Raw genomic sequence first — 14,160 nt, forward strand, 5'->3', positions numbered from 1 at the left:
CGTTAGGACCATGGAACGGATCCGGAACGGCGGGGTACGAGGAGGCGTGTGCGGTGGACGCGGCAGAACGGGACGAACGGCGGCTGACGGCCCGGCAGGACGCGGCACGGCTCACCGCCGACGGCGTGCGGGCCGTCGTCGTGAGCTGGGTCGACAACGCGGGCATCAGCCGGGCCAAGACCGTGCCCACCACCCGGCTCGCGCAGGCGGCGCACCGCGGGATCGGCATGTCACCGGTCTTCGACGTCTTCACCTCCGACGACTTCGTCACCACCTCCGAGCACATCGGGGGCCCCGACGGCGACCTGCGGCTCTTCCCCGACCTCGACCGGCTCACCGTGCTGGCCGCGCAACCCGGCTGGGCCTGGGCCCCGGCCGACCGCTACGACCAGCAGGGCCGCCCGCACCCCGCCTGCCAGCGGCAGTTCGCCCGGCGCATGGCCGACCGGGCCGCCGGGCGCGGGCTGGAACTGCGGATGGGCTTCGAGACCGAGTGGACCGTCGTCCGTGACGATCACCACATCCGTGCGGACGACAAAGGGGCCCCACGGACGGGTGACTTCGCGGGCCGCGGACCCGCGTACGGACTGACCCGGGTCACCCAGCAGTCCGCGTACCTGCTCGCCCTCCACGACGCCCTCGACGCGCAGCGTGTGGAGGTCCTCCAGATCCACCCCGAGTACGCGCCCGGGCAGTTCGAGGTCTCCACCGCGCCCGCCGACCCCGTCCGGGCCGCCGACGACCTCGTCCTGGTCCGCGAGACCGTACGGGCCGTCAGCGCGGCCCACGGACTGCGCGCCTCCTTCGCGCCGACCGTCGTCGCCGGGCAGGTCGGCAACGGCTGCCACCTGCATCTGAGCCTGCGTGAGCACGGGCACAACCTGCACCGCGACCCCACCGGCCGGTACGGTCTCGCCGCGACCGCCGACATCTTCCTCGGCGCCGTCCTGGACGCCCTGCCCGCGCTGTGCGCCATCGGCGCGCCCTCCCCGGCGAGCTATCTGCGCCTGGTCCCCTCGCAGTGGGCCGGGGTGCACCGCTGCTGGGGCGTGGAGAACCGCGAGGCCGCGCTGCGCCTGGTACCCGGCGAGCCCGACGACCCCGACGGCGGGCATGCCGAACTCAAGCCCTTCGACGCCGCCGCCAACCCCTATCTGCTCGTGGGCGCGGTCATCGCGGCGGGCCTGCGCGGCGTGCTCGACGGCGGGCCCCCGCTGCCCGAACCGGTGACCGGCGACCCGGCCGCGCGCGGCGACCAGAAGCGGCTGCCGACCTCCCTCAGCGAGGCCGTCGCGCACTTCGTCCGCAACGAGGCGCTGCGCGAGGCGCTCGGCGAGGAACTGTGCGGCGCCATCGTCGCCGTACGGCGGGCCGAGTCCGAGGCACTGGCCGAACTCGGGCCGGAGGAACTCGCCGAGGCCACCCGGTGGCGCTGGTGATCGAGCTGCCGCCGCTGGTCGACCAGCACTGCCACGGCATCGTCCGCGGCGACCTCGGCATCGCCTCCTTCGAGACGTATCTCACGGAGTCGGACGCCCCCGCCGCCCCCGGCACCACCTTCTTCGACACCCAGACCGGCTTCGCCGTACGCCGCTGGTGCCCGCCGCTGCTCGGGCTGGAGCCGCACTGCACGCCCGCCCGCTACCTGGCCCGGCGCCGGGAACTCGGCGCGTACGAGACCGCGCGGCTGCTGCTGCGGGGCACCGGCATCGGGACGTACCTCGTGGACACCGGGCTGCCCGGCGACCTGCTGACACCCGAGGAACTGGCCGCGGCGGGCGGCGGCGCGAACGCCCACGAGATCGTCCGGCTCGAACGGCTCGCGGAACACGTGGCCGACGCGAGCGCCAGCGGGGAGACGTACGTCTCCGCCGTCGCGGAAGCCGTCCACGAGGCGGCCCGGACCGCGCTCGGCTTCAAGTCGATCGCCGCCTACCGGCACGGCCTCGCCCTCGCGCCCGAACCCCCGGACACCGCCGACGTGGCACGCGCGGCCGCGGCCTGGCTCGGCGCGCGCCACGAACTCGGCAGCCGCCTCACCGACCCCGTCCTGCTCCGGCACCTGCTGTGGACGGCCGTCGCCACCGGGCTGCCGCTGCAGCTGCACACCGGCTTCGGCGACCCCGACCTGCGCCTGGACCACGCGGATCCGGCGCTCCTCACGGACTTCGCCCGCGCGACCGCGGGCCTCGGCACGGATCTGGTGCTGCTGCACTGCTACCCGTACCACCGCCAGGCCGCCTACCTCGCGAACGTCTTCCCGCACGTCCACGCCGACGTGGGCCTCGCGCTCACGCACGTCGGCCCGCGGGCGGGCGCGGTGCTCGCGGAGTTCCTGGAACTGGCGCCCTTCGGCAAGCTGCTCTTCTCGACGGACGCCTACGGCCTCCCCGAGCTCTACGTGGTGGGCGCCGAGGCGTTCCGCGGCGCGCTGCGCGAGGTGCTGGGCGGCTGGATCGCCGACGACGCGTGCTCGCCCGCGGACGCGCGGCGCGTGGCCGCGCTCATCGCGGCGAACAACGCCCGCCGCGTGTACCGGCTGCCCTGACGCGGCTTCGCGCCGGTCAGCGCTGGGGGGCACCGTGCCCGAGGGTCCACGCGGCGTGCGCCGCGGACGAGCCCGGCGGGGCTGTCGGTTGCCTTGACGAGGCTTCGGGCCGGGACGCGAGGTGCCTTCCGGCAAGCTGCTGTTGCCGACGGACGCCCGCGGGCGCCCCGCACTGTGCGCGGTGGGCGGCCGGATCGCCGTCGCGTCGTGTGGCCGTGCCCATTGCCGCGGACAACGCTTGCTTCGCGGCAAACCGGCGCCCTTCGGCGAGCCGCTGTTCCATGCGGACTCCCCGGGGCGGGTTCCGGGGTGGAGACGGCGGGGGGTTCGTTGAGCGGTTGCTGGTACAGCGGGCCTTCTTGGAGCGGGTCCTTCGGCAGGCTGCTGTGCTCGACTGAGGCCGTGCGCGCCGGGCGTTCCACGGAGCGGCCCCGCCAACCGGCCGGGGCAAGCACCGCGCGGAGTCGGTGAGCGCGCACTCGCGTAGCGGGGGCGGGATGCGCGGGACTGCCGGGCTCGCCTGGCGGGCGCTCCTCGAGCGCGCGCCCTTCGGCGGGCCGCTGTTCCCGACGGGCGCCGGCGGTATGCCCCGTGCGTGCCCTCTCAGGCGGCCGGGGCGGGTTCCGGGGTGGAGACGGCGGGGACAAGCACGGTGCCGACCTCGGGTGAGCGGTCGCTCGCGCGGCGGAGGCCCTGCGCGCTGGGCATTCCGCGGGGCGCCGCGTTAATCGGCGGGGGCGGGATGCGCAGGACTGCGGTGCTCGCGTAGCGGGCGTTCCCGAGCCGGCGACCTTCGGCGGGCTGCTGTGCTCCGCGGAGGCCCGTGCGTGCGGGTGGCCGCGGAGCGGTCCCTCAGGCCGCCGGCGCGGGTTCCGGAGCGGAGACCGCGGAGGGGGCGGGGATGGCGCCGGGTTCGGTGAGGGGGCGTTCGCGCAGCGAGAGGAGGACGCGCAGGACGGCGATCCACACCAGGGTGGAGCCCAGCATGTGCGCGGCGACCAGGGCCTCGGGGAGCTTGGTGAAGTACTGGACGTAGCCGATGACGCCCTGCGCCAGCAGGACGAGGACCAGGTCGCGGACCCGCGCCCGCGGGCCCGCGGGGGCGTCGACGGCGCGGAGCACGAACCACAGGGCGACGGTGAGCCCGCACACGACCCACGCCAGGTCGGCGTGGAGCTGGGCGATGGTCTCCCACTTCACCTGGACGCGCGGCACGTCGCTGCTGTCGCCGGCGTGCGGGCCGGCCCCCGTCACCAGCGTGCCGACCGCGATGAGCACGGCGGAGGCGGCGACCAGCAGCCAGGTCAGCTGCCGCACCGGCTTGCCGACCAGCGGGCGGGGGCCCGCGTCGCCCTCGCCGGCGCGCTGCCAGGTCAGCAGCGCCACCGCGATGAGGGCGCTGGAGAGCAGGAAGTGCGCGGCGACGGTGTACGGGTTGAGCCCGGTCAGCACCGTGATGCCGCCCAGCACCGCGTTGCCCATCACGACCCAGAACTGCGCCCAGCCCAGCCGGGTCAGCCCGCGCCGCCACGGCTGTGCGGCGCGCGCCGCGACGATGGCCCAGCCGACGGCCGCGCACAGCACGTACGTCAGCATCCGGTTGGTGAACTCGATCGCCCCGTGCACGCCCATGGCACTGGTCGCGGTGAGGCTGTCGTCCGTGCACTTGGGCCAGGTCGGGCAGCCGAGCCCCGAGCTGGTCAGCCGGACGGCGCCCCCGGTCACCACGATGACCACGCTCATCACGAGCGCCGCCATGGCGGCCCGCCGGACCGTCGCGGGGGACGGGGTCCAGCGCTGGGCGATGAAGGCCAGCGGGTTCCGCAGGGCTTGTCCTGCTTGGCTGAGATTCGGCACGGCCACCATCGTAGGCGCCCCCTTGTGCAATCCTTCACGAGGGGGACGGCCAGGGGGAGGGGATCGGGCCATGAGCGGCGTCGACCGGCGGAAACTGATCTACGGCGGCACCGCCGCGGCGTTGACGGGCGTCGGCGCGGCCGCGTACACAGCGGCGGACACGCCCCGCGCGGAGGCCGTACGGCAGCCGAGGCGGGCTGCCCATCCCGGTGTGGTCGACGTCGTCGCCGACTTCGGCGCGAAGGGCGACGGCACCACCGACGACAGCCGCGCCTTCGCCGCCGCGTACCGCTGGGCCGAGTCCCGCGTGGACGACCACACGGGCCGCACCGTGATCGACGTCCCGCCCGGCAAGTACCTGGTCACCGAACCCGGTGCGCTGCTCGCCGGCGACCGTCCCCGCGACCGGGCGAACGGCCTGCGCTTCCGGGGCGCCGGGCTGCGCATCAGCGAGATCGTCTTCGCGCCGGAGAAGGCCGACGGCGCCTTCCTGTGCGTCAACGACGACATGTGGCAGAACCTCGCCTTCGAGGGCCTGCGCTTCACCTCGGGCACGCCCGGCGCCTCGTTCTTCTCCTCCTACTCGACCGGCGGCGCGGCCAACTACCGCTTCTCGGACTGCGAGTGGATGGGGGAGTGGGAGTACGGGATCGCCCTCGACGGCACCAACACCAACTCCGAGATGCGCTGGGAGGCGTGCCGGGTCGGCGGCGCCTACCGCAAGGCGTTCCTCTACTCCGGCCTGTCGAGGCGTTCGGCCCGCCCGGAACAGCAGGACCAGTTCCTCAACTACTGGTTCACCGACATGAACGTCACCTACGAGTGGGGCAACTTCCTGGAGTTCCCCTACGGCGGCTCCGTCACCTGCCGGGCCGGGAGCTATGTCGTCACCGGCCGCCGCCCGGTCGCGCACCCCGAGTACGGGTTCGAGAGCGCCTTCTTCCGCTTCCCCCGGGCGCAGCACTTCAGCTCGGTGCAGCGTTTCCACGCCGAGGACATCCGCTTCGAGCTGCGCGGCCCGGACACCGTCGTCATCGACTGCGCGTGGTCGGGCGGCACCGTCCACTTCAACGACTGCGACGACACGGCGAACGCCTTCAAGCCCTTCGCCCCCGGTCTGCGCGCCCACCGCTACACGCTCGGCCCGCGCGGCCCCCTGGTGCGGTACGACTCCTGCCAGCTCACCGGGGCGCACCGCTTCCGCACCGATGCCTCGGCGCCGCCGCCGGTGTGCGTGCGCTACGACATGTGCCTGCTGGCGAGCCACGGCCCGGAGGACGGCTTCCTGGCCCTCGACGAGGGCCGGGACGGCGGCTTCGCGCGCTTCGTGGACTGCGTCACGCCCGCGTGAGTCAGGCGCCCACGGTGCCGTCGACGCCCTCGCGGAGGAAGTCGGCGTGCCCGTTGTGGCGGCCGTACTCCAGCAGGACGTGCACCATCACCATCCGCAGTGACACGTCCTCGCCCCAGCGGGGCTGATGGCCCGTCAGGTCCAGGGACGCTGCCTCGCGCTCGATGCGGCGTGAGGCCTCCACCTCGGCCTCCCACGCGCCGAAGGCCTCGGCGCGGGTCGACGCGCTCGCGTCGTACGCCGCCTGGAAGTCGATCCGGTCGGACCACACCATGGGGGCGTCGTTGTCCTCGAACACCCGCCGGAACCAGGCGCGTTCCACCTCGGCCATGTGGCGGACCAGGCCGAGCAGCGACAGCGTCGACGGCGGCATCGACCGCTGCCGCAACTTCTCGTCGCTGAGGCCCTCGCACTTCATCGCGAGCGTCGCCCGGTGGTAGTCGAGGAACGCCCGCAGCGTCTCGCGTTCGCCGCCGAGGCTCGGCGGACCGACGCGGTGGTCGGTGGTCACGGATGGGTCCCCCCGTTCTGGACGATCGGCGCCGGATCCTACTCCCAGCGGAACCAGCGGGCGGCCGCGCCCAGGCCCAGCACCGCCCACACGGCCAGGATGCCGAGGTCGCCCCAGGGCACGCCCGCGCCGTGCTGGAGAACGTCCCGCAGGCCGTCCGACAGGGCGGAGACCGGCAGGAGTTCGAGCACGGAGCGGACGCCGCCGGGGAACTTGTCGAGCGGCACGACGACCCCGCCGCAGACGAGCAGCAGGAGGAAGACCAGGTTGGCGGCGGCCAGCGTGGCCTCCGCCTTGAGGGTGCCGGCCATGAGCAGGCCGAGCCCGGAGAACGCGGCGGTGCCCAGGACCAGGAGCAGCAGCACGGACAGCGGGTCGCCGTGCGGGGACCAGCCCAGCGCGAAGGCGATGGCCGTCAGCAGCACGACCTGCAGCGCCTCGGTGACCAGGACGGACCCGGTCTTGGCGGTCATCAGCGCCCAGCGCGGCAGCGGGGAGGCCGCGAGCCGTTTCAGGACGCCGTAGCGGCGCTCGAAGCCGGTCGCGATCGCCTGTCCCGTGAAGGCGGTCGACATCACGGCCAGGGCGAGGATGCCCGGGGCCAGGAAGTCGACGGCTTTGCCGGCGCCGGTGTCGACGACGTCGACGGTGGAGAACAGCACCAGCAGCAGGGTGGGGATGACGACGGTCAGCAGCAGCTGCTCGCCGTTGCGCAGCAGCATCCGCGTCTCCAGGGCGGTCTGCGCGCCGATCATGCGGCCCAGCGGCGCGGAGCCGGGGGCAGGGGTGAAGGTCCCGGTGGCGGTCACGAACGCAGCTCCTTGCCGGTCAGCTCCAGGAAGACGTCCTCCAGGGTGCGCCGCTCGACCGCGAGCCGGTCGGGCATGACGCCGTGCTGGGCGCACCAGGAGGTGACGGTGGCCAGCATCTGCGGGTCGACCTTGCCCTCGATGCGGTAGCTGCCGGGGGTGAGCTCGGCCGCGGCCGAGTCGGCGGGCAGCGCCTTGAGCAGCGAGGCGAGGTCCAGGCCGGGGCGGCCGCTGAAGCGGAGCGTGTTCTCGGCGCCGCCGCGGCACAGCTGCTCGGGGGTGCCGCTCGCTATCACGCGGCCCTGGTCGATGATCGCCACGTCGTCGGCGAGCTGCTCGGCCTCGTCCATGAAGTGCGTGGTCAGGACGACGGTGACGCCGTCGGCGCGCAGTTCCCCGACCAGGTCCCAGGTCACACGGCGGGCCTGCGGGTCCAGGCCGGCGGTCGGCTCGTCGAGGAAGACCAGCTCGGGGCGGCCGACGACCGCCATGGCGAGCGCGAGGCGCTGCTGCTGGCCGCCGGACAGTCGGCGGTACGCGGTGCGGCCGCAGGAACCCAGGCCCAGGCGCTCGATGAGCAGCGCCGGGTCGACGGGGTTCGCGTGCAGTTTCGCCGTGTGCCGCAGCATCTCCTCCGCGTGGGCGCCCGCGTACACGCCGCCGGACTGGAGCATCACCCCGATCCGCGGCCGCAGCGCGGCGGCCTCCCGCACCGGGTCCAGGCCCAGTACGCGCACGCTGCCGCCGTCCGGACGGCGGTATCCCTCGCAGGTCTCGACGGCGGTGGTCTTGCCGGCGCCGTTCGGGCCGAGCACGGCCGTCACGGTGCCCCGGGCGACGGACAGGTCGAGCCCGTCCACCGCGGTCTTCGCGCCGTACCGCTTGACCAGTCCGGTCACCTCGACCGCGGGGTCCATGTGCATGACGCGCAGTCTACGAACCCCGGCGGGGCGCTCCGGCGGGAGGGCTGTCGCGGGTGCGGGGCACGGCCGGCGCGGGGTGGCCGCGCGCGTCCTCTTTCGGGTGACCCGGGGTGCTCGCTGCCCTGGTGGGAGGCTTGGACGCGGGTCCTCCGGACATGACGCGGAAGATCGTTCCCGCAGGTCAGGTTAGGTTTCCCTAAGTGATCGAGCACACCGTTCACCGTCCGGACGCCGCTTGCCTCTCGCGGATGAATTACGCAACACTGGGCTTGTGAAAAACGCGTCCGAGGCTCAGGAGGAGCAGACGACCGGGGAGCGGAGCACCCGCAACCGGGTCGCCAGGTCCGTCCTGCTCCACGGGCCGTCGACCGCCGCGGACGTGGCGGAACGGCTGGGCCTGACGCAGGCCGCCGTGCGGCGCCATCTGGACGCGCTGGTCGCCGAGGGCATGGTGGAGCCGCGCGAGAAGCGGGTCTACGGCAACCGCGGCCGGGGCCGCCCCGCGAAGGTCTTCGCGCTCACCGACTGCGGACGCGACACCTTCGACCAGGCGTACGACCAGCTCGCCGCGGACGCGATGCGCTGGATCGCCGAGTCCGCCGGCGGCGGGCCACAGGGAGAGGCCGCGGTGTCGGCCTTCGCCCGCGCCCGGGTCGCCGCGCAGGCCGAGCGCTACCGTGCGGTCGTCGAGGCGGCCGACCCCGAGGAGCGCACGCAGGCACTCGCCAGGGCGCTGAGTCAGGACGGGTACGCTGCCACGACGCGCGGCGCGCCCGCCTCCGCCGGTGAGCAGCTCTGTCAGCACCACTGCCCGGTGGCCCACATCGCCGAGCAGTTCCCGCAGCTGTGCGAGGCGGAGGCCGAGGTCTTCTCCCGCCTGCTCGGAACCCATGTACAACGGCTGGCAACCATCGCCCATGGCGACGGTGTGTGCACGACCTTCGTGCCGAAGCCCGGCCCGCAATCCCACAACGCAAGCAACGCCGGGAGGAACCCCGCATGACTGCCCCCCTGGAGACGGCTCACCCTGAACTCGAGGGTCTGGGCACCTACGAGTACGGCTGGGCCGATTCCGACGTCGCCGGTGCCGCGGCCCGCCGCGGGCTGAGCGAAGAGGTCGTACGCGACATCTCGGCGAAGAAGAACGAGCCCGAGTGGATGCTCAAGCTGCGGCTGAAGGGCCTGAAGCTCTTCGGGAAGAAGCCGATGCCCACCTGGGGTTCGGACCTCTCCGACATCGACTTCGACAACATCAAGTACTTCGTGCGGTCCACCGAGAAGCAGGCGGAGTCCTGGGAGGACCTGCCCGAGGACATCAAGAACACCTACGACCGGCTCGGCATCCCCGAGGCGGAGAAGCAGCGCCTGGTCGCCGGTGTCGCCGCGCAGTACGAGTCGGAGGTCGTCTACCACCAGATCCGCGAGGACCTGGGGGAGCAGGGCGTCATCTTCCTGGACACCGACACCGCGCTCAAGGAGCACCCGGAGCTCTTCCAGGAGTACTTCGGCACGGTCATCCCCGCGGGCGACAACAAGTTCGCCTCGCTGAACACGGCCGTGTGGTCCGGCGGTTCCTTCATCTACGTGCCGAAGGGCGTGCACGTCGAGATCCCGCTCCAGGCCTACTTCCGGATCAACACCGAGAACATGGGCCAGTTCGAGCGGACGCTGATCATCGTCGACGAGGACGCCTACGTCCACTACGTCGAGGGCTGCACCGCCCCGATCTACAAGTCGGACTCGCTGCACAGCGCCGTCGTCGAGATCATCGTGAAGAAGGGCGGCCGCTGCCGCTACACGACCATCCAGAACTGGTCGAACAACGTCTACAACCTGGTCACCAAGCGCGCCGTGGCGTACGAGGGCGCGACCATGGAGTGGGTCGACGGCAACATCGGCTCCAAGGTGACCATGAAGTACCCGGCCGTCTACCTTATGGGCGAGCACGCCAAGGGCGAGACGCTGTCCATCGCCTTCGCGGGCGAGGGCCAGCACCAGGACGCCGGCGCCAAGATGGTGCACATGGCGCCGAACACCTCGTCGTCGATCGTCTCCAAGTCCGTGGCGCGCGGCGGCGGCCGCACCTCGTACCGCGGTCTGATCGAGATCGGCGAGGGTGCCCACGGCTCCAAGTCCAACGTGCTGTGCGACGCGCTGCTGGTGGACACCATCTCCCGCTCGGACACCTACCCCTACGTGGACGTCCGCGAGGACGACGTGTCCATGGGCCACGAGGCGACGGTCTCCAAGGTCAGCGAGGACCAGCTCTTCTACCTGATGAGCCGCGGTCTGGAGGAGAACGAGGCGATGGCCACGATCGTCCGCGGTTTCGTGGAGCCGATCGCGCGCGAGCTGCCGATGGAGTACGCGCTGGAGCTCAACCGGCTCATCGAGCTGCAGATGGAGGGCTCGGTCGGCTGACGCCGTCCGCTCCGTCCACCACGAGTCGTTGCCCATGCAGGGCCCGTGAGCGAGCCAAAGGGCGCGCCGGTGCCGAAAGCGACGAGACCAAGCGACCGAGGAACGAGGGAGCGCAGTGTCGAGGAGCGTCGGCACCGGGACGAAGCGCCCGGAGGCGAGCGAACACAATAAGGCAGAAAGAGGCAGTACTACAGCCATGGCTGAAACCATCCCGGCCGCCGGTGCCACCACCGATGGGGCCATCCAGGTCGGCCAGCCCCGGGACGCCCGGGTCAGCGCGCCCGCGTCCTACGACGTGGCCGACTTCCCCGTGCCCAACGGCCGCGAGGAGGAATGGCGGTTCACCCCGCTGGAGCGGCTGCGCGGTCTGCACGACGGCACGGCCGTCGCGACCGGCGGCGGTGTCAGGGTCGAGGTGAGCGCCCCCGCGGGCGTCACCGTGGAGACCGTCGGCCGGGAGGACGCCCGGGTCGGCAAGGCGGGCAAGCCGGTGGACCGGGTCGCCGCGCAGGCGTACAGCTCCTTCGAGAAGGCCGGCGTCGTCTCCATCCCCAAGGACGCGGTGCTCACCGAGCCGGTGCGGATCGCGGTGCACGGCGAGGGCGGGGTGGCCTTCGGCCACCAGGTCGTCGAGGTCGGCGCCTTCGCCGAGGCGGTCGTGGTCATCGACCACACCGGTGACGCCACCGTCGCCGCCAACGTCGAGTACCTGATCGGCGACGGCGCCAAGCTCACCGTCGTCTCCGTCCAGGACTGGGACGACACCGCCGTGCACGCCGCCCAGCACACGGCGCTGATCGGGCGCGACGCGACGTTCAAGTCCGTCGTGGTCACCTTCGGCGGCGACCTGGTGCGGCTGCACCCGCGGGTGGTCTACGGGGCACCGGGCGGCGAGGCGGAGCTGTACGGCGTGTACTTCACCGACCAGGGCCAGCACCAGGAGCACCGCCTCTTCATCGACCACGACACCCCGCACTGCCGCTCCAACGTGGCGTACAAGGGCGCGCTGCAGGGCCAGGACGCGCACGCGGTGTGGATCGGCGACGTGCTCATCCGTGCCGAGGCCGAGGGCACCGACACCTACGAGCTCAACCGCAACCTGGTGCTCACCGACGGCGCCCGGGTCGACTCGGTGCCGAACCTGGAGATCGAGACCGGCGAGATCGTCGGCGCCGGCCACGCGTCGGCGACCGGCCGCTTCGAGGACGAGCAGCTGTTCTACCTGATGGCCCGCGGCATTCCGGCCGACGAGGCCCGCCGGCTGGTCGTGCGCGGCTTCTTCGCCGGGCTGATCCAGCAGATCGGCGTGGCGGACCTGGAGGAGCGCCTGCTGGAGAAGATCGACGCGGAGCTGGAGGCGTCCGTCGTATGACCACCGCTGGAGGCTTCGTCCGCGTCTGCGCGCTGAGCGAGCTGGAGGAGGACACGCCCAGGCGTGTCGAGCTCGACGGCGTCCCGGTGTCGGTCGTGCGCACCGAGGGCGAGGTGTTCGCGATCAACGACATCTGCTCGCACGCGAACGTCTCGCTGTCCGAGGGCGAGGTGGAGGACTGCCAGATCGAGTGCTGGCTGCACGGCTCGTCCTTCGACCTGCGCACCGGCAAGCCGTCCGGGCTGCCCGCGACGCGGCCCGTCCCCGTATACCCCGTACAGATCCAAGGGGACGATGTGCTCGTCTCCGTCACCCAGGAGTCCTGAGGCACCCATGGCAACGCTTGAGATCCACGACCTGCACGTCTCCGTCGAGGCCGAGGGCGGTCCGCGGGAGATCCTCCGCGGCGTCGACCTGACCGTGAAGCAGGGCGAGACGCACGCCATCATGGGCCCCAACGGCTCCGGCAAGTCGACCCTCGCCTACTCGCTGGCCGGGCACCCGAAGTACACCGTCACCGGTGGCACCGTGACCCTGGACGGCGAGGACGTGCTGGCCATGTCCGTCGACCAGCGGGCCCGCGCGGGCGTCTTCCTCGCCATGCAGTACCCGGTCGAGGTGCCCGGTGTCTCGGTCTCCAACTTCCTGCGGACCTCGGCCACGGCCATCCGCGGCGAGGCCCCCAAGCTGCGCACCTGGGTGAAGGAGGTCAAGGAGGCCATGGAGCGCCTGCACATGGACCCCTCCTTCGCCGAGCGCAACGTCAACGAGGGCTTCTCCGGCGGTGAGAAGAAGCGCCACGAGATCCTCCAGCTCGAACTGCTCCAGCCGAAGATCGCGATCCTGGACGAGACCGACTCCGGTCTGGACGTCGACGCGCTGCGCATCGTCTCCGAGGGCGTCAACCGGGTACGGGAGAGCGGTGCGGTCGGCACCCTGCTGATCACCCACTACACGCGGATCCTGCGCTACATCAAGCCCGATTACGTCCACGTCTTCGCCGCGGGCCGGATCGCCGAGTCCGGTGGGCCCGAGCTCGCGGACAAGCTGGAGGCGGAGGGCTACGAGGCCTACGTGAAGGGAGGCGTATCCGCGTGACACCGCAGCTGCCGGGCCTGCTCGACACCGAGGCCATCCGCAAGGACTTCCCGGTGCTCGACCGGCTCGTCCACGACGGCAAGAAGCTCGTCTACCTGGACAACGCGGCGACCTCCCAGAAGCCGCGCCAGGTCCTGGACGTCCTGAGCGAGTACTACGAGCGCCACAACGCCAACGTCCACCGCGGCGTGCACACGCTCGCCGAGGAGGCCACGGCGCTGTACGAGGGTGCGCGCGACAAGATCGCCGCCTTCATCAACGCGCCCAGCCGCGACGAGGTCATATTCACCAAGAACGCCTCGGAGTCGCTGAACCTGGTCGCCAACATGCTGGGCTGGGCCGACGAGCCCTACCGCGTGGACGCCGACACCGAGATCGTCATCACGGAGATGGAGCACCACTCCAACATCGTGCCGTGGCAGCTGCTGTCGCAGCGCACCGGCGCGAAGCTGAAGTGGTTCGGCCTGACCGACGACGGCCGGCTCGACCTGAGCGACATCGAGCAGGTCATCACGGAGAAGACGAAGATCGTCTCCTTCACGCTGGTCTCCAACATCCTGGGCACGGTCAACCCGGTCGAGGCCCTCGTGCGCCGCGCCCAGCAGGTCGGCGCCCTGGTGCTGATCGACGCCTCGCAGGCCGCGCCGCACATGGTGCTGGACGTGCAGGCGCTCCAGGCCGACTTCGTGGCCTTCACCGGCCACAAGATGCTCGGCCCGACCGGCATCGGCGTGCTGTGGGGCCGCCAGGAGCTGCTGGAGGACCTTCCGCCGTTCCTGGGCGGCGGCGAGATGATCGAGACCGTCTCGATGCACTCGTCGACGTACGCGCCCGCGCCGCACAAGTTCGAGGCGGGCACGCCCCCGATCGCCCAGGCGGTCGGACTCGGCGCGGCCGTGGACTACCTGGCGGCCCTGGGCATGGACAAGGTCGAGGCCCACGAGCACGCGCTCACCGAGTACGCCCTGCGGCGGCTGAAGGAGGTGCCCGAGCTGAAGATCATCGGCCCGGACACCCCGGAGGGCCGCGGCTCCGCGATCTCCTTCACCCTGGGCGACATCCACCCGCACGACGTGGGCCAGGTCCTGGACGAGCAGGGCATCGCCGTGCGCGTCGGCCACCACTGCGCGCGGCCCGTCTGCCTGCGGTACGGAATTCCCGCGACCACGCGAGCGTCGTTCTATCTGTACTCCACCCCGGCCGAGGTCGACGCGCTGGTCGAGGGCCTGGAGCACGTACGGAACTTCTTCGGCTGAGGACGGACGGCGAG

The 14,160-nt window shown here is 72.2% G+C and carries 13 protein-coding genes; 9 read left to right on the top strand and 4 right to left on the bottom strand.

Going from position 1 to position 14,160, the window contains the following annotated elements; all coding sequences use genetic code 11:
- The first annotated feature begins 53 nt into the window (after positions 1 to 53).
- Entirely contained in the window at positions 54 to 1,439 is a 1,386-nt protein-coding gene (locus ABZ883_RS31620) for a glutamine synthetase family protein (RefSeq protein ID WP_360912221.1), read from the top strand.
- Positions 1,436 to 2,548, top strand: coding sequence for an amidohydrolase family protein (locus ABZ883_RS31625; RefSeq protein WP_360912442.1), 1,113 nt, complete (start codon positions 1,436 to 1,438; stop codon positions 2,546 to 2,548). The genes ABZ883_RS31620 and ABZ883_RS31625 overlap by 4 nt, the downstream gene beginning before the upstream one ends.
- Before the next feature lie 852 nt (positions 2,549 to 3,400).
- On the opposite strand, the gene ABZ883_RS31630 is transcribed toward ABZ883_RS31625, so the two are convergent.
- Complete coding sequence (locus ABZ883_RS31630; RefSeq protein WP_360912224.1) at positions 3,401 to 4,414, bottom strand: COX15/CtaA family protein; 1,014 nt, start codon at positions 4,412 to 4,414, stop codon at positions 3,401 to 3,403.
- A 61-nt stretch (positions 4,415 to 4,475) separates the two neighbouring features.
- On the opposite strand from ABZ883_RS31630, the gene ABZ883_RS31635 reads away from it, so the two are divergent.
- Positions 4,476 to 5,756 carry a glycosyl hydrolase family 28-related protein gene (locus tag ABZ883_RS31635; RefSeq protein ID WP_360912226.1) on the top strand — a complete coding sequence of 427 codons (1,281 nt, stop codon included), beginning with the start codon at positions 4,476 to 4,478 and terminating at the stop codon, positions 5,754 to 5,756.
- Between the two features lies 1 nt (position 5,757).
- Here the strand turns inward: ABZ883_RS31635 and ABZ883_RS31640 are convergent, their stop codons facing one another.
- From ABZ883_RS31640 to ABZ883_RS31650, 3 genes are read right to left on the bottom strand one after another with little or no spacing between them, the layout of a single operon-like run.
- Positions 5,758 to 6,267 (bottom strand): DinB family protein, encoded by a 510-nt coding sequence (locus ABZ883_RS31640; RefSeq protein ID WP_360912228.1) that lies wholly within the window; start codon positions 6,265 to 6,267, stop codon positions 5,758 to 5,760.
- 38 nt (positions 6,268 to 6,305) lie between these two features.
- Complete coding sequence (locus ABZ883_RS31645; protein WP_360912230.1) at positions 6,306 to 7,076, bottom strand: ABC transporter permease; 771 nt, start codon at positions 7,074 to 7,076, stop codon at positions 6,306 to 6,308.
- Positions 7,073 to 7,999 (bottom strand): ABC transporter ATP-binding protein, encoded by a 927-nt coding sequence (locus ABZ883_RS31650; protein WP_360912233.1) that lies wholly within the window; start codon positions 7,997 to 7,999, stop codon positions 7,073 to 7,075. Before ABZ883_RS31650 ends, ABZ883_RS31645 begins: the two co-directional genes overlap by 4 nt.
- Positions 8,000 to 8,270: 271 nt before the next feature.
- Between ABZ883_RS31650 and ABZ883_RS31655 the strand changes: the two genes are divergently transcribed.
- The 6 genes from ABZ883_RS31655 to ABZ883_RS31680 all read left to right on the top strand — a co-directional run bounded on the left by ABZ883_RS31655 (position 8,271) and on the right by ABZ883_RS31680 (position 14,146).
- Positions 8,271 to 9,002 carry a metalloregulator ArsR/SmtB family transcription factor gene (locus ABZ883_RS31655; protein ID WP_360912235.1) on the top strand — a complete coding sequence of 244 codons (732 nt, stop codon included), beginning with the start codon at positions 8,271 to 8,273 and terminating at the stop codon, positions 9,000 to 9,002.
- Positions 8,999 to 10,420, top strand: coding sequence for a Fe-S cluster assembly protein SufB (sufB, locus tag ABZ883_RS31660; protein ID WP_360912237.1), 1,422 nt, complete (start codon positions 8,999 to 9,001; stop codon positions 10,418 to 10,420). The genes ABZ883_RS31655 and sufB overlap by 4 nt, the downstream gene beginning before the upstream one ends.
- Before the next feature lie 196 nt (positions 10,421 to 10,616).
- Complete coding sequence (gene sufD / locus ABZ883_RS31665) at positions 10,617 to 11,792, top strand: Fe-S cluster assembly protein SufD (protein ID WP_360912240.1); 1,176 nt, start codon at positions 10,617 to 10,619, stop codon at positions 11,790 to 11,792.
- On the top strand, positions 11,789 to 12,118 hold the full coding sequence (locus ABZ883_RS31670) for a bifunctional 3-phenylpropionate/cinnamic acid dioxygenase ferredoxin subunit (protein WP_360912242.1): 330 nt from the start codon (positions 11,789 to 11,791) through the stop codon (positions 12,116 to 12,118). Before sufD ends, ABZ883_RS31670 begins: the two co-directional genes overlap by 4 nt.
- A gap of 7 nt (positions 12,119 to 12,125) precedes the next feature.
- A complete protein-coding gene (gene sufC, locus ABZ883_RS31675) occupies positions 12,126 to 12,890 on the top strand; it encodes a Fe-S cluster assembly ATPase SufC (RefSeq protein ID WP_360912244.1) in 765 nt (254 codons plus the stop codon).
- Entirely contained in the window at positions 12,887 to 14,146 is a 1,260-nt protein-coding gene (locus tag ABZ883_RS31680; protein WP_360912247.1) for a cysteine desulfurase, read from the top strand. The genes sufC and ABZ883_RS31680 overlap by 4 nt, the downstream gene beginning before the upstream one ends.
- Positions 14,147 to 14,160: the final 14 nt, after the last annotated feature.

This window comes from Streptomyces sp. NPDC046977 (assembly GCF_040644455.1).
Classification (GTDB): domain Bacteria; phylum Actinomycetota; class Actinomycetes; order Streptomycetales; family Streptomycetaceae; genus Actinacidiphila.

Bases quoted from the DNA above. Each gene is read 5' to 3' on its own strand.
- ABZ883_RS31630 (WP_360912224.1), bottom strand. From the start codon at position 4,414: ATGGTGGCCGTGCCGAATCTCAGCCAAGCAGGACAAGCCCTGCGGAAC.
- ABZ883_RS31635 (WP_360912226.1), top strand. From the start codon at position 4,476: ATGAGCGGCGTCGACCGGCGGAAACTGATCTACGGCGGCACCGCCGCG.
- ABZ883_RS31650 (WP_360912233.1), bottom strand. From the start codon at position 7,999: ATGCACATGGACCCCGCGGTCGAGGTGACCGGACTGGTCAAGCGGTAC.
- sufB (WP_360912237.1), top strand. From the start codon at position 8,999: ATGACTGCCCCCCTGGAGACGGCTCACCCTGAACTCGAGGGTCTGGGC.
- sufD (WP_360912240.1), top strand. From the start codon at position 10,617: ATGGCTGAAACCATCCCGGCCGCCGGTGCCACCACCGATGGGGCCATC.
- ABZ883_RS31670 (WP_360912242.1), top strand. From the start codon at position 11,789: ATGACCACCGCTGGAGGCTTCGTCCGCGTCTGCGCGCTGAGCGAGCTG.
- sufC (WP_360912244.1), top strand. From the start codon at position 12,126: ATGGCAACGCTTGAGATCCACGACCTGCACGTCTCCGTCGAGGCCGAG.